The organism is Pseudomonas sp. HK3 (assembly GCF_052920985.1).
Genome location: NZ_JBREXD010000001.1, coordinates 1,815,388 through 1,830,065, shown reverse-complemented (window position 1 = coordinate 1,830,065; position 14,678 = coordinate 1,815,388). Strand labels below are relative to the sequence as shown.

12 protein-coding genes and 1 pseudogene are annotated in these 14,678 nt (G+C 41.7%); 5 read left to right on the top strand and 8 right to left on the bottom strand.

Translation table 11 applies throughout. From position 1 onward, the window contains the following. Positions 1-15 precede the first annotated feature (15 nt). Genes ACU6U9_RS08570 through ACU6U9_RS08555 form a run of 4 tightly spaced genes read right to left on the bottom strand, consistent with a single transcriptional unit; the run spans position 16 to position 3,933 of the window. On the bottom strand, positions 16-477 hold the full coding sequence (locus ACU6U9_RS08570; RefSeq protein ID WP_446734616.1) for a nuclear transport factor 2 family protein: 462 nt from the start codon (positions 475-477) through the stop codon (positions 16-18). Then, positions 470-1,465, bottom strand: a complete 996-nt coding sequence (locus ACU6U9_RS08565) for an acyl-CoA desaturase (RefSeq protein ID WP_446734615.1) — start codon at positions 1,463-1,465, stop codon at positions 470-472. The genes ACU6U9_RS08570 and ACU6U9_RS08565 overlap by 8 nt, the downstream gene beginning before the upstream one ends. Next, entirely contained in the window at positions 1,462-2,925 is a 1,464-nt protein-coding gene (gene phrB / locus ACU6U9_RS08560; protein ID WP_446734614.1) for a deoxyribodipyrimidine photo-lyase, read from the bottom strand. Before phrB ends, ACU6U9_RS08565 begins: the two co-directional genes overlap by 4 nt. Before the next feature lie 6 nt (positions 2,926-2,931). After that, positions 2,932-3,933 carry an NAD(P)/FAD-dependent oxidoreductase gene (locus ACU6U9_RS08555; protein ID WP_446734613.1) on the bottom strand — a complete coding sequence of 334 codons (1,002 nt, stop codon included), beginning with the start codon at positions 3,931-3,933 and terminating at the stop codon, positions 2,932-2,934. Positions 3,934-4,102: 169 nt separating this feature from the next. Here ACU6U9_RS08555 and ACU6U9_RS08550 point away from each other — a divergent pair, with 169 nt between their 5' ends. Together ACU6U9_RS08550 and ACU6U9_RS08545 are read left to right on the top strand one after the other, a co-directional pair. After that, positions 4,103-4,609, top strand: coding sequence for an RNA polymerase sigma factor (locus tag ACU6U9_RS08550; RefSeq protein WP_446734612.1), 507 nt, complete (start codon positions 4,103-4,105; stop codon positions 4,607-4,609). A 57-nt stretch (positions 4,610-4,666) separates the two neighbouring features. After that, entirely contained in the window at positions 4,667-5,302 is a 636-nt protein-coding gene (locus tag ACU6U9_RS08545) for a ChrR family anti-sigma-E factor (protein ID WP_446734611.1), read from the top strand. A 228-nt stretch (positions 5,303-5,530) separates the two neighbouring features. On the opposite strand, the gene ACU6U9_RS08540 is transcribed toward ACU6U9_RS08545, so the two are convergent. Next, the gene (locus ACU6U9_RS08540) at positions 5,531-6,073 is read right to left on the bottom strand and encodes an adenine phosphoribosyltransferase (protein WP_446734610.1); all 543 of its coding nucleotides are present in this window, start codon (positions 6,071-6,073) and stop codon (positions 5,531-5,533) included. A gap of 108 nt (positions 6,074-6,181) precedes the next feature. Continuing rightward, complete coding sequence (locus ACU6U9_RS08535; protein WP_446734609.1) at positions 6,182-6,889, bottom strand: outer membrane protein OmpK; 708 nt, start codon at positions 6,887-6,889, stop codon at positions 6,182-6,184. Between the two features lie 180 nt (positions 6,890-7,069). Here ACU6U9_RS08535 and ACU6U9_RS08530 point away from each other — a divergent pair, with 180 nt between their 5' ends. From ACU6U9_RS08530 to ACU6U9_RS08520, 3 genes are read left to right on the top strand one after another with little or no spacing between them, the layout of a single operon-like run. Continuing rightward, complete coding sequence (locus tag ACU6U9_RS08530) at positions 7,070-8,362, top strand: NCS2 family permease (protein WP_446734608.1); 1,293 nt, start codon at positions 7,070-7,072, stop codon at positions 8,360-8,362. Positions 8,363-8,390: 28 nt separating this feature from the next. Then, a complete protein-coding gene (locus ACU6U9_RS08525) occupies positions 8,391-9,215 on the top strand; it encodes a mechanosensitive ion channel family protein (protein ID WP_446734607.1) in 825 nt (274 codons plus the stop codon). Positions 9,216-9,217: 2 nt separating this feature from the next. Beyond that, on the top strand, positions 9,218-9,961 hold the full coding sequence (locus tag ACU6U9_RS08520; protein WP_446734606.1) for a DUF481 domain-containing protein: 744 nt from the start codon (positions 9,218-9,220) through the stop codon (positions 9,959-9,961). Positions 9,962-10,038: 77 nt separating this feature from the next. Here ACU6U9_RS08520 and ACU6U9_RS08515 read toward each other — a convergent pair. Together ACU6U9_RS08515 and ACU6U9_RS08510 are read right to left on the bottom strand one after the other, a co-directional pair. Then, positions 10,039-13,157, bottom strand: a pseudogene (locus tag ACU6U9_RS08515) (efflux RND transporter permease subunit). Next, a complete protein-coding gene (locus ACU6U9_RS08510; protein ID WP_446734605.1) occupies positions 13,154-14,662 on the bottom strand; it encodes an efflux RND transporter periplasmic adaptor subunit in 1,509 nt (502 codons plus the stop codon). Before ACU6U9_RS08510 ends, ACU6U9_RS08515 begins: the two are co-directional and overlap by 4 nt. Between the last annotated feature and the right edge of the window lie 16 nt (positions 14,663-14,678).

Sequence of the window (14,678 nt, the reverse complement as noted above, 5' to 3'; positions counted from 1 at the left end):
CCTTAATCTTTTGCTCTAGTTCATGCGTTTTTTCAAGAATGTAATAATGCGTCTTAATACCGGCACATGTTCATATAACAATGCGCCACCATCCACGTAATCTTGATGGTAAAATACTTTATCGTTGAATCGAATATGGCTACTACCATTGACATAAATGGTGTTGCCACTGTTTAGTTTAGGGTGTCGATAGGCCATAGTCCATGTCAGCATTGCGCTGTCTTTTTTAATAAACTCGTCATGGAATTTAAATTGGCAAAACTGCACATTTTCATAAATAGACGCGCAGTAATCTCGAAAAGCGCCAATACCGTTAATGTCATGGAAACAATCTTTAAATTCCATGTTATCGCCATAGACCATTTCTATGATGCCGCTTTTACACGTGTCGATACTCAATGTGTTGTATAAATGCTTAAACGAGTCGACTAATAGCTGCGATTGCCTAAGATCAGTCACACCTTGCTGGCTATTCATGACGCTCTCCCACTTGCTTGGCACGATCATTATCGCGGCCCTCTTGCAAGATACGACTAGGTATTGGGTTTAGATCATGCACAATGCCAATCGCATTCATCATTTTTAGCACATAGTACGATATGTCAATTTCCCACCAGTAAAAGCCTTGTCGAGTGGATGTGGCAAAACGATGATGATTATTATGCCAACCTTCACCTAATGTAATAAACGCCAACCAAGGATTGTTACGACTGTGATCCTTGGTTTTAAAACGACGCTTACCGTATATGTGACCCAAAGAATTAATCGTAAATGTGGCGTGAAATAAAATAACGGTTGAAACAAAAAAGCCCCAAATTAACATTTGTAAGCCGCTGGTTCCCAGCGCAGGCCAATACGCATTTAATACTTCGCCTAATATAAAGGTGAACAATGCTAATACGGCTGGCGCGATGATGTCGAATCGATTTAAAAAGCGAAGCTCAGGGTATTTTGCCCAATCTTTTATCACACTGTAATCGGTTTTAAAGGCGGCCTCACAAATAAACCAGCCCACATGGGACCACCAAAAACCATGACGAACGGGCGAATGTAAATCTTGCTCTTCGTCACTGTGTTTATGATGTTTTCTGTGATGACTCGCCCACCACAATGGGCCTCGCTGTGCTGAGCTATTACCAATGAATGCAAAAATAAACTGCCAAACCCTATTCACTTTAAAGCTACGATGAGAAAAATATCGGTGATAAAAAGCGGTAATCACAAACATCCGCGCCCAAAAGAAAAATAAACAGGCAATCACAGCAACAGGGCTTATCCCGACCCAAACAACCCCTAAACACATGGCATGAACAAAGAAAAACGGTAAGCAACGAATCCAATTAATATGCCGACTATTTTCATCAACCTCTGGACCGGTTACTGCTTCAGAGTCTACCCAGCGAATGATATTGCGCCAAAGCGTTTCACTGCGGGGCTTTGACGTATCGAACTGCTTTGAACTCATGACAAACCGTACTCCTTCTTTTTATTTTCTGACACAGGGTCACTTAACTGTTTAAAATACATCTTGGTTTGAGCTACCGCTGTTTTATGATCAACCACAGGTGAAACATACCCACATTGTTTTATTTGTTGAGCGCTTGGCTGATGAATACTTTTTTTATCCAAAGAAGCAAGCTCGGGCACATATTGACGAATAAATGTGCCCGCTTCGTCAAAGCGCTGAGACTGTCGCGTAGGATTAAAAATACGAAAATAAGGAACGGCATCGACACCAGTAGAAGCCGACCACTGCCAACCACCATTATTCGATGCTAAATCGCCATCCACTAAGTGCTGCATGAAAAACTGCTCACCTAAACGCCAGTCAATAAACAAATGCTTGGTTAAAAACATGGCGGATACCATACGCAGTCGATTGTGCATCCAGCCTGTTTCAACCAGTTGGCGCATCGCAGCATCGACCAATGGGAAGCCCGTTCGCCCTTCACACCACGCTTTAAATAATTTGTTATTGTGTTTCCACGGTAATTGATCTGTATGAGATTTAAAGGGTTTATAACGACAAATCTCAGGGCAAGCGACCATTAAATGACGGTAAAAATCTCGCCAAATAAGCTCTACTACCCACGTTTTAACGCCTTCATTATCTAATCCATTGGGCAATGTCACTGCACTTTGAAAACACTGGCGAACACTTATGGCGCCAATGGCTAGATACGCTGACAATTTTGATGTGCCCGTAACGCTGGGAATATCTCGTAACTCATGGTATTGATATATTTGCTCATCGACAAACTGCTCTAATAAGCTAAGCGGATATTCTTCTCCCACTGGCCATAATGTTAACCAAGTCTGTTTTTGTTCAGCACTAACATCCGTTACACCTTTAATTTTAATGCTGTGTAATATGCTTGAATCTGGTTTTATTTTAATGGGATTTTGTGTATTAGGCTTTCGATATAACGGGCGAGATTTCTCATTTAATTCAGATAAATAAACATTTTTAAACGCCGTAAATACTTTGTAAAAGCTATCTTGTTTATTTTTAATTTCGCCAGGAGGAATTAAGCATTGGTCATGCAAACTATGAATCGAGATATCTTTTACCGCTAATTGGGCGCTCACCAGCTCTGTTAGCTGTGCTTCGTTCCATTCGTATTCATGATTAAAATACACATGCTCAATGGCGTATTTCTTCACAACAGAGGCAAGCTTAGCGGGCACACCAGAAAAATCTTTAGCATCAATAATGATCAAAGGAACACCAAGCGCCTGCAAACTAGATGCAAGCTCAGCTAATTGGCGCAAAATAAAATCTTGTTGTATTGGCGCAACATAGTGTATTTGCCACTGCCCCGGCGTTAAGCAATAAACCGCAACGGTGGCGTCTGCCTGCATAGACGCATATAAAGCAGGGTTATCATGTACGCGCAAATCACTGCGAAACCACATCAGATTCATGTTCATCTACCCTAGTGTTAATTCTACGTACGAGTTATTCATATGTTTTGCCAACGCACAACCACTTAAATACGCGGCTTCAACGCCATCCACAGCTACATTTGATAATAAGTAATCACCACAGATGAATAACCCATCGTCGCTGCTTAAAAAGCCTTTGGCATCATACGAAAAATTGGTGTCTTTTGAATATAACCAACGATGGGCATAATCACTTTTTATCAGTAATGGCTCTGCACATAATTGTGACAGTTCATCGGCTAGCTCATAAACTACTTTATCTTTTGAATAGTCTAATCTTTTTTCACTCCACTGCTGGCTGGCTTGCACACAATACACATGTAAACCATGGTCATTATTGCGTTTTGCCTTACTATTTTCATAACTAATACGGGCGAGGTTATCATTGGGCGCATCGTGTAAGTTAGGAATGCTTAATGGCTTTTCTAGGGCAAGCATCGCAACCCACTGAGGGAAAATAGTGACGTCTTTTAACGTCGACTTAAGGGGATTGCCATCCGGAATCAATGCATAAGTTTGCGGGGCAGGACTGGCTAAAACAATCTCATTAGCATATGCAAATAAAACATCTTTTTCATTTTCCTCACGAAAGATGCTCCAACCATTTTCATTTTTAATAATTGCGCTTATACGCACATCAAATTGTGCATCGACATCGTCTGCAAGTGCACGAGTAAGGCTAGAGCTTCGTGGTGTGCCCACATATTGAATTTGATTATCACTTTGTAACCAGGGGGCTAAATATTGCTGATCACACCAATGATTAACCGCTTTTTTAAAATCATGGGTTGTTGCACTAAAACTCAACGCACCCAAGTCAAAACTCACGGCGTGCTCTGCCCCTTGAACACGCTTTGAAGATAAGCGACCACCGCTGCCACGGGCTTTATCAACACATACAACCTGTTTACCCTGACGCTTAAGCTGCTGCGCCAGAGTCAAACCCGCCATACCTGCGCCAATCACAAAAACATCTGTTGAAATCATATTTAAACCTTAGTGTATTAATACGCCATTTACGGTTTGGAGCAACGGCCAGATCACTACAGGCCATTAAATTGCATATTTAATAGATAAGTCTTTACCAAAAGCCAGCATTCCTTTACCTTAAAAAGAACAAAAACAGTTACATTTCATGGTGTTAAGGGATCAAAAATTGAGCTCGCAAAACCCAAAAAACCTGCGGCCGCTGGACGATCTCATCATAAGGATTGCTAACAACCAAGATCAATCCGCCTTTGTTGAATTGTTTGAACTAACCGGCTCTAAACTCAAAGCTTACGCCATGCGCTGCGGTGCATTAGACGGTGAAGCCGAAGATATCGTGCAAGAATGCATGCTCACTGTGTGGCGTAAAGCCCACCAATTCAATCCAAAAACAGCATCCGCCAACACTTGGCTTTACACCATTGTGCGTAATAAGCGCATCGATATGGCCCGTAAAACCAAATACGATGTTGTCGTATCTGATGACTTGTGGCCAGAGCCTGAAAGTGAAGATCTAGAAACCGATGTTGAACGTGATCTGAACAGCAAAGTAGCCCGTACATTATTGTACGGCCTGCCAGATGAGCAGCGCCAGATAGTTTATAAGGTGTACTTTGAGGGGAAATCTCATAGCGAAATAGCAAAATGCGCTGGATTTACCGCTGGGTACCATTAAATCAAGGTTACGTCTTGCCATGAAAAAGCTAGACACCTTGGCACAAGAGTAAATGACATGGCTAATTATCATCCTTCTGACGAACTTTTAATGGAGTTCACAGCAGGGCAAAAACAGGATGCCCTAGGTATTATGGTGGCGTGCCACCTTGAAACCTGTCGTGAATGCCAAAAACGCAATCAAATGTTCGAACAACTGGGCGGCGAGCTTATGACAGAGTCATCTGCAACCCCCATCAGTGCAGGTTTATTAGGGACACTTTTAAGCCGACTTGACGAGCCTGAAGCCGTCGATAACGCACCCACCGGAGACGCGAGATTACCTCGTCCTCTGCGCCGATTTGTGCCGGGCTATTTTGATAGCCTGCCGTGGTCTGGGCTTTCGAGAAATATAAAAGAATTCACCCTCTCATTAGGTGATAGCCAGTATGTGGCTAAATTTTATAAAATAGCCGCGGGTAAAGAGCTACCAGCTCATACTCACAGAGGTAATGAGTTTACCCTGGTGCTGTCTGGGCAATTCTCAGATGACGCAGGTGATTACAAGCAAGGTGATTTTATATTGGCTGATACCAATACCCATCACCAGCCGAGAGCTGGGATGAATGAAGACTGCATATGCTTTGCGGTAATGGATGCTCCATTGAAATTTACCGGCTTTTTTGGCCGCATGTTAAACCCATTTATGCGCTAAGCTTGCTCGCAAACCAAACCACAAAAAAGCCCAATGATGTTATTGGGCTTTTTTTGTGGGTTCATCTTGTTCTAAAAGTGCATAGAGTTATGTCTATTTCGATATGTAGGTAACCCCAAAAATAAAGCACCTACCTTTTGACATTAAATCATTAAGTAAAAATTTTCAGCCTATTCACTACTTTAATCAACCATCCTTCTTGCAAAAAACAATACTTATTTAACGTATTTACAGGCCATCAAACTCACAAATAGAGTACACATTAAAGCCTGCTGCTTTGATTTTTTCGCTGCCTTTTAAATCTGGTAAATCAATAATTGCTGCCACTTCTACCACATTTGCCCCAAGTTTTTTAACCAGCTCACACGCCGCTAACATAGTACCGCCAGTGGCAATCAAGTCATCCATCACAAGTACATTATCGCCGGGTTTAAACGCATCGGTATGCAATTCAATTTCGGCACTGCCATATTCAAGATCATAACGTTGACAAACGGTATCGAATGGCAACTTGCCTTTTTTTCTCACTGGCACTAACGACAAACCCAGCTCATAGGCCAGCGGGGCACCCAAAATAAAACCACGCGCATCAATTGCGGCTACGGCATCTAATTGCATACCTTGATAACGATGAACAAAGCTATCGATTAATTTACGAAACACCTGCTTGTTTTGTAACAAAGGCATGATGTCACGAAACATAACACCTTGTTCTGGCCAATTTTCGACCGTGCGCACGGCATTTTTAATTTCATCTTGATAAACAGACATAATGTTTCCAGTATTTAACGAACAACTAAAACCTATTTAAGGTTTGATACGTTAGAGCATAAAAAAAGCAGGTGAGGCTTTCGCCTCACCTGCTTTTCTAAATCTCAATTAAAAGTGTGCTTTAACCAAAAGGTTTACGTTGTTTTCGTCTTTACTATCAATATTAAACTTATTATCCCAAAGTGCGTACTCTACACCGACATAAAGTTTATTATCGTAACCAACTAATTTAGCAATATCCCATTTAAGCTGAGATGTAAAATTACTACTAGAATTTTTATCACCAGAAGTAGGGTCTTTCAACTCTGTTTCATAATCCCAAAAACCATCATACATAAACTCCTGACCAGCAAGGCTAAATGGTAGACCCCAAGTCACAGTTAGTTGCTGATTATCATCGGTATTGTCATTGAAGCTTTGATAAACATTTGCGCCAAAATGCGCAAATCCAGGTAAGTTAAACCCAGCACCTAAGCCGACTAACAAATTATCATCTCCTTCACTCATTTCCCAAGTAGTAGCTAATTTCACACTATTAACAAGACCACCCTCGAAAGTAGCTAAATTGAAGTTAGGGCTAACTTCGATATACGTCTCACGGCCACCATCATTTTTATCATGTAAACGATCAACAAACGCAAACACATCACCCCAATCATGAACACTGAAGTATTCATAAGTAAGCACGTATCTTTCTTCATCACCCACTTCATAATCATTACCATCTAAAAAAGTCAGGCTTTGATCTTTAAAAAAAGTTTCAGCATTCACTAAGCTTGAAGCGGCTAATAATAAGCCAAGGGTTAATTTTTTCATTAGGGGGGCTCTCCTAGAGGGGAATGTTACAAAACTAACCTTTTGGTCAGAATTAGGTATAATTTCGAATCCTACACAGGATCTAAGTGCACATTCAAGTGCTTATATGGATTTATGCCCATATTTGGGTTTATAGTCAAAGCACTTAGCATAAAAAACAAACAATAAAGGGCCTCACCCATGCTAGAAAAACTGTTTCAGCTGAACAAGTTCGGCAGCAATAGCAAAACCGAAATCATGGCAGGTATCACGACCTACCTCACCATGGCGTACATCATTTTTGTGAATCCCGCTATGCTAGCCGATGCAGGAATGGATAAAGGCGCTGTGTTTGTCGCAACCTGTCTTGCGGCCGCGATTGGTTGTTTCATTATGGGTTTTTGGGCCAACCTTCCTGTTGCCTTAGCACCGGGCATGGGTTTAAACGCGTTTTTCACCTATGGCGTTGTTTTGGGCATGGGCCACACATGGGAAACAGCATTAGGCGCGGTATTTTTAAGCGGTATCATTTTCATTTTAATCAGCGCCTTTAAATTACGTGAATGGATTATCAATGCCATTCCCGTAACATTAAAAAAAGCCATTGCTGCCGGTATCGGTTCTTTCCTTGCTTTGATCGCACTAAAAAATGCAGGGATCATTGTTGATCATCCCGCTACGTTGGTCAGCTTGGGTGACATTACGAGTTTTTCTCCTGCTATGGCGATTCTTGGTTTCTTTCTGATTGTCGCGTTAATCCAGCGTAATATTCCTGGTGCGGTTATGATTGCTGTACTAGTAGTTACCGTTATTGGCTTAATTGCAGGCGACGTAAGTTATGCAGGCATCATGTCAGCACCGCCATCATTGGCGCCAACCTTTATGCAAATGGATGTTGCTGCCGCATTTGATGTGGCCATGCTAAGTGTGATTTTTGCCTTTTTGTTTGTGGATTTATTCGACACCAGCGGTACTTTAATCGCGGTGACTCAACGCGCAGGTTTAACTAAGTCTGATGGCCAGGTGCCTCGCTTGGGCAAAGCCTTAATGGCTGATAGTACCGCAACGATTGCGGGTGCCGCGTTAGGCACATCAACCACCACCAGTTATATTGAAAGTGCAGCAGGTGTGGCTGCTGGCGGTCGTACTGGTATGACCGCTGTCACCGTTGGTGTTCTATTTTTACTCAGTATTTTCTTCGCACCGTTAGCGGGAATGATTCCAGTATACGCCACCGCTGGCGCTATCTTTTATGTGTCAATCTTGATGATGTACACTCTAAAAGAAGTTGAATGGGACGACTTAACCGAAGCGGCACCTGTTGCGGTTGTGTTATTACTGACCCCTTTAACATTCTCAATAGCACACGGTATCACGCTGGGTTTTGTGACGTATGCCGCAGCGAAAGTACTCGGTGGTAAGGCCAGTGAGCTGAGCACCAGCGTTTGGGTATTAGCTGTGTTATTATTGGCTAAAATCATCTTCGTTGGCTAATGATTCGTTCGTCAACATAAGGAGCACAATGGATTTTCTTGAAAATTTTGTAATCGAAAACCAAGCCGTGATACTCGATTATGCACTGCGATTTTTGGTTTCTTTTTTCATTATTTGGCTGGGTTTTAAATTCAGCAGGCTAGCGTCCGGATGGGTTGGGCGCTTACTAGCAAGTAAATCCATTGATACAGCTATCGCCGCCTTTGTACAAAGTCTTGTACGTATCTTGATCCTCATTGCCGTTATTATTGTTGGGCTGAGCCATCTTGGTATTGAAACCACCACCTTTGTCACCATCATTGGTGCAGCGGGTTTAGCCATTGCGCTGTCTTTGCAAAGCTCTCTTTCTAATTTTGCATCAGGCATTTTAATTGCGGGCTTTCGCCCATTTAAAGCTGGTGATTATATTGAAGCTGGCGGCGTGGCTGGGGTTGTTAAAGAAATCCAAATATTTTCAACTATCATGACCACACCTGATAATAAATACGTTGTGGTGCCTAACTCAGAAGTAACCGGCAGCCCCATCACCAACTATTCGGCCAATCCTACGCGCCGTATTGATCTTGTTATCGGTGTGGCTTATGACGCAGACCTGAAACAATGCAAAACATTGTTTGAATCGATTTTGAATAATCACCCACTTATTTTAAAAGAGCCCGCTTACACTGTAGGCGTGCTTGAATTAGCTGACTCATCCGTCAATTTTGCCGTGCGTCCCTGGGTCAAAACGGAAGACTTTTGGACGGTTAAATTTGAGTTAAATCAAACCATCAAGCAAGCATTAGACGATGCTGGCATTGGCATACCATTTCCACAAATGGATGTTCATTTTCATCAAAATAAAAAGGGATAATAATGTCTTTTTCTAAAACCCTCATATCCGTTGCGTTTATTTCTATTGCACAATCTGGCTGGGCGCTTGAACCTACCACAGGTGAAATTGAGCTAGGGGTCGTTGCTACTTCTGGCAACACCGAAACTAACTCGATAAAAAGTAAATTATCAGTCACCCAAGATTTTACCTCTTGGAAAAATAACTACCTGATTGATACGCTTTTTAAAGAAGAAAAAATTGAAGAAGACGATGGCAGTAAACATACTGAAACCAGTGCTGAACGTTATTTTGTCTCCGCTCAGGGTGATTATAAATTAGACGAAAAAAATTCAGCTTTGTTTGTTTATGGCTCATATGAGAATGATCGCTTTTCTGGCTTTGAACAACAAAACTCAGTCGCGGCCGGTTATGCCGATCAAATGTTTGGTAATGAATCGTCATCCCTTAAATATAATGCAGGTCCGGGTTATTTTTATAATGAGCTAAATGATGGCAGCACAGAAGAAGGCGGCATTATTCGTTTAGCGTTGGATTATCGCTTAAAACTCAGTGACACATCTAAATTTAAACAAACCATCAGCACAGAAGCCGCATTAGAAAGTGATGACAACACCAAAAGTAAAGCGGAAACATCTGTTTCAGCCACACTAATGGGTAACCTAAGCTTAAAGGCATCATTCAATGTTATTCATAATACTGACGTGCCCGATGACAAAGAAGAAATGGACACAACCACAAGTTTATCTGTCTTGTATTTGTTCTGATTTTTAATCGTCAAAAAAAAGCCCGCTTGCCTAATAGTCAGCGGGATTTTTTATGAATTGCCAATTAGTAACGCATGTTAAGTGCTAGCCAATTTTCTTTTTTTAATCACAAAGAATAAAACCGGCAACAGCAATAAAGACAACACCAATGTTGATACCATGCCGCCCACCATGGGCGCGGCAATACGTTGCATGACCTCTGAGCCCGTGCCACTTGCAAACATAATAGGCAGCAACCCTATTATGCTCGATAACGATGTCATCAATATTGGGCGCAACCTTGCACTGGCCCCGTTTTCAACGGCCACCATCAGCTGTTTTACATCTACACCACGTTGCGATTCATCAATACATTGCTGCCATGTTTGATTTAAATACAACAGCATCAATATACCTATTTCAACCGAAACACCGGCTAGTGCAATAAAACCCACCGCCACCGCTACGCTGTATTGAAACCCCAATATATAAACCAACCCAATGCCGCCTACTAATGCAAATGGCACAGTGAGTAAAATCATTAATACATCAGATATTCGTTTTAAACTTAAATACAACAACACGATAATGACAAACAAGGTTATAGGCATAACAATGCTCAGTTTTTGCTGAGCTCTTAATAAGTATTCATATTGCCCTGTCCATGCAAGTGAATACCCTGTAGGTAATTCTAATGTTTGTTGTAATTGTTGCTGCGCTTGCTTTACATAACCCGCTAAGTCATCTCCGTGAATATCAATATAACTCCACCCATTTAAACGCGCGTTTTCACTTTTTATCATGGCCGCACCATCATTCACTTCAATACTGGCGACGTCAGCTAAACGAATATAAATATTATTATCCGTTAAAATGGGCAACTGCTTTAGTTTTTCAATATTGTCACGATAGCGTTGCTCATATCGTACATTGATAGGATAACGCTCTAACCCTTCGATGGTTTGGGTGACATTAATGCCACCAATCGCGGCTTGGGCCGTATTTTGTAAAGATTGAATATTTAACCCGTAGCGAGCGGCTTTTTGACGGTCTATTTTTATATTAATGTAACGCCCACCAATGACACGCTCACTATAAACAGAGCGTGTTTTTTCAAGCTTTTTAAGCTCACGCTCAATATCTTTACCTATGCTTTCTATTACAGCTAGATCTGGCCCTGAAACCTTAATGCCCACTGGGGTTTTAATACCCGTAGCCAGCATATCGATACGGGTTTTAATGGGCATAACAAACGCGTTGGTTAACCCCGGAAAATCAATCAACTGATTTAATTCTTGCTGCAAGCTTTCTGCACTCACTCCGTCTCGCCATTGGGATTTTGGCTTAAACTGAATAACGGTTTCTATCATAGTTAAGGGCGCAGGATCCGTGGCGGTTTCGGCTCGGCCAACTTTACCAAACACCGTGTCTACCTCTGGAATCGTTTTAATCAGCTTATCGGTCTGTTGTAAAATTTGACGAGCCTTACCAATGGATATACCCGCGTACGTTGTGGGCATATACATTAAATCCCCCTCATCCAACGGTGGCATAAACTCGCTACCCGTTTGATTCAATGGATACACGGCTGCAGTTAAAAGCAGTAAAGCGCTTATTAATACGGTTTTATTATATTTTAAGCACACGCGTAACAATGGTTTATACATGGCCAAAAATATTTGATGAATCGGATTATGCGCTTCGTCTCTAATATGGCCTCGAATAAAGTAACCCATCAATACCGGCACTAATGTAATGGCTAAAGCAGCCGCCATCGCCATTGCATAGGTTTTTGTTAACGCTAAGGGCGAAAACAATTTACCTTCTTGTGCTTCTAAGGTGAATACAGGTAAAAAACTTAAGGTAATAATAAGCAGCGAAAAAAATATGGCCGGCCCCACTTCTTGACTGGCTTCAACAATTACTTGCCAACGATTTTTATTGGTGATTGCCTGTTTTGAAAAATGCTTATGTACATTTTCAATCATAACAATGGCGCCATCAACCATGGCACCAATGGCGATCGCAATGCCACCTAATGACATAATATTCGCATTAACACCTTGCAAATACATCACAATGTACGCACACAAAATAGCGACAGGTAAGCTAATTAATACCACTAACGATGAGCGAAAAACTGAAACAGGAAGATCAAACAAATGATTGAGACGACTAAAAATTCTTCGAATAATTTGCCCATTAAGTTATCAATGGCGCTTTGAATCAGGTTCGAGCGATCATACGTCACGACAATTTTAACACCATCGGGCAAACTGCTTTTAAGTTGCTCTAATTTTTTCTTTACCTTTTCAATGGTGGCTTGCGCATTTTCGCCATAACGCATAACCACAATACCACCGACTACTTCGCCCTCGCCATTTAGCTCGGCAATACCACGGCGCATTTGCGGTCCTATTGTGATCCTTGCCACATCATCAAGTAGTAATGATGTTCCTTGTGAGTTCACACCTAAGGGGATATTTTTAATATCTTGTATATTGGTTAAATAACCATGAATACGTACCATGTATTCAGCTTCTGCCATTTCTAATACAGAAGCACCACGTTCTTGATTGGCTTGCCGAATAGCCGTATTAATATGTGACAACGGCAAACCATAAGCTCGTAGTTTTTGAGGGTCTATTTCCACTTGATACTGACGAACCATGCCGCCAACGGTAGCCACTTCCGAAACACCGGGTACTGTTTGTAACTCGAATTTTAAAAACCAATCTTGCAGTGATCGCAATTCACTTAAGTCATGCTCCCCAGTAGGGTCAACTAATGCGTAATTAAACACCCAACCAACACCCGTTGCATCTGGCCCTAATTCTGGCTGCGCGCCATCGGGCAAACGTGAGCTGACTTGACTTAAATATTCAAGTACCCGCGAACGCGCCCAATACATATCAGTGCCATCTTCAAAAATGATATATATGTAACTGTCACCAAAAAAACTAAAACCGCGCACAGTGGTGGCTTTTGGCACACTTAACATAGCGGTGCTTAATGGGTAGGTCACTTGGTCTTGCACTACTTGTGGTGCTTGACCAGGATAAGAGGTTTTAATAATAACCTGTACATCTGATAAATCAGGAATGGCATCAATTGGGGTTTGTTTAACGCTCATTACCCCAGCAATGACCAAACTGGCTGTCACCATAAGCACCCAAATACGATGAGTCACGGATAACTGAATAATAGACGCAATCATGGCTGCATACCTTGTTTAGGTTTTGCATGCTGCATGTTAACTCGATCAGCCGCTGCGCCAATATTGATAGATGTTTGCGGCTCTACATGAGAGATGACATATTGCTTGTTTTCAAATTCATCTAAGCAAAAACCAATTTCATCGCCTACTTTTAATGTTGATATATCCACATGTTCATCAATCGGTAAGGACATAACCATTGCGGACCATTGCCATTTTTCTATTGGTTCATGGGCGATGGTGAGCGCGTCAGGCTCGATAGCTTGCACGGTGCCATGCACCCAAACACGATCAATACTGTCTTGTTTTGGTGTGTCGATACGAACTAATTCCGCGGTAATATTCGATTCGCTATCAATTAAAAACTGGGCAGACGTCACAACACGCTGACCTTGCTTTAACCCGGTTAAAACTTGAGTTAAACCTTGAGACTGTTTACCTGTAGTGACAATAACAGAGCGATACTGCCCGTCACCTAATGACAAAACCACTCTCTCGTTTGTACCAGTTATGATAATCGCGTTACTGGGCACCAATAAGCTTGCGGGTAAGGGTTTAGTTTGAATATTTAATTGTGCAAACATATTGGGTTTTAAGATGAGATCAGGATTATCGAATACGACTCGTACTTGCTGTGTGCGGTTTATCGCATTAACGTTAGGAAAAATGTAATCTACTTTTCCTTGCCAATTTTTCCCTGCAAATGCTTTTAACGACATGGTCACAGGCAGGCCGACATCAAGCCAAACTAATTGTGATTCGAACACTTCAGCAAGCACCCAAATGGTGGATAAATCCGCTGTGGCAAGCATTTCAATTTGCGGTTGAACATACATACCTTCACGCACATTCAAGTGTGATACATAGCCTGATTTTTTAGCGTAAAACGTTAGATTCTGTTTTACTTTTTTGGTTTTTTCGAGCAAAGCAATTTGTTCACGGTTAACACCCAATGCTTTAAGCTTTAAACGAGATGACTGCAACAATCGCTTGTTGCCAGTGTTAAGCGCTCCGATAAATTCTTCTTGGCCATAGACAAGCTCTGGGCTATACAAGTCGTACAGTTTTTGACCTTGCTTGATTTTATCCCCAACACTATAGACATACAGTTTTTCAATCCAGCCATTGGTACGACTATGATAATGCTGAACGCTGGTATCGTCATATTGCAAAAACCCAGCGACATCGAGTACTTGATGCAACGATTCATGCACAACAGAGGCTGTTTTCACACCAAGCTGATTTTCAATTTGGGGCGAAATAGACACTGTGCCAACAGGTTGATCTTGATTAGCATTGTCATAAACCGGTATAAGATCCATGCCCATTGGAGATTTGCCTGGTGCATTTTTTCGGTAATTGGCATCCATCGGCGCCACCCAATACAGCGGCTCTTGGCTCTCATTTTTTTGAGACGAGCCTGATTCACGCGAGACCAACACAATGGTCAATAACGCACCCAGCAAAAACGTAAATACAGGTATTAAAACCGTTTTTTTCAACATAACGTAACAACACTTT